Annotated in this window: 2 protein-coding genes; one reads left to right on the forward strand and one right to left on the reverse strand. The window is 68.5% G+C overall.

All coding sequences use genetic code 11. The features are described from left to right. On the forward strand, positions 1-381 hold a 381-nt coding region (locus Q1B08_RS21520; protein ID WP_299823432.1), incomplete at its 5' end, for a hypothetical protein. A gap of 88 nt (positions 382-469) precedes the next feature. Here the strand turns inward: Q1B08_RS21520 and Q1B08_RS21525 are convergent. Next, positions 470-667, reverse strand: a complete 198-nt coding sequence (locus Q1B08_RS21525; RefSeq protein ID WP_299823436.1) for a hypothetical protein — start codon at positions 665-667, stop codon at positions 470-472. Between the last annotated feature and the right edge of the window lie 295 nt (positions 668-962).

Here is a 962-nt window from a genome sequence, read left to right on the forward strand (position 1 = left end):
CGCGGGCTTTACCAGTCAGTGCACGGCAACGACGTTCTGCGCGCACCGACCGCGGAGGAATGGGAGGCTCTCGCGCGGAGCTGCGACCTTCGCGACATGGGGGCGCATCTCTGCGCTCTGCCCGCGGGCGAGCACTGCCCCAAGGGCTTGATCTGCCTCGGCTGCGCGCACGCGCAGCCGAAGAAGAGCGCGATGCCGCTCTTCCAACGCATGCGCGCCAGCCACGCCCGTCAGCTGGAGCGGGCCGAGGCGCGCCGGGAGCCTCTCGGTCAACTCGCGGCCCGGCGGCAGGAACTCGATCGCATCGAACGGGCGCTGCGCCGGACGCGGGAACTCACCACCGACGTCGCCGCCGCCATGGAGGAGGCACTGGAGCGATGACACCCTTCATCCCGCAACAAGGCGCTCGCAGCCTGGAACTGATGCCGCCCTGCCTTCGGGCGGCGCGCCGCCCGAAGGCAGGGCGGCATTACAAGACAAGCGCTTCGCCGGATCCGGGAAAACACGGAATAATCTTTCCGTGAAGACGGATGGCCACGGGGCCGATCTTCAAACCGTCTCCGTCGACGACGTTCGCTACCCCGGTGATTGTCGGCCCTGTGTCGGCCTGCACCGCGCTGGCAAAGGACAAGGCGACAGCCAGGGCGGCTTCGAACACGAACCGCATCTGCCGGCCGTCTCTCCCTCGACGTTGAAGCCGATTCCACTCGGGTCCGGTCGGAACATTGGGCATGGCCGTCCTTCGCACGGGATCAGGGACGCGGGAACGGGGTTCGGTACAAACGGTCCTGCGACCGGACGATCGGATGGGGGACGGAACCCCACTTCATTCCGAGCTTCCGTCGAACCGCCGCGGCGACGGCCCAGGCCAGACGTTCGCGCCATGGCACGTGCATCAGCAGGCAGGCCCGGCCACGGGCCACGGACCAGCCCTACCGCCCGTGGATCGCGACGATCCGGTC

The organism is uncultured Jannaschia sp., from assembly GCF_947494025.1.
In the GTDB taxonomy this organism is placed as follows: domain Bacteria; phylum Pseudomonadota; class Alphaproteobacteria; order Rhodobacterales; family Rhodobacteraceae; genus Jannaschia.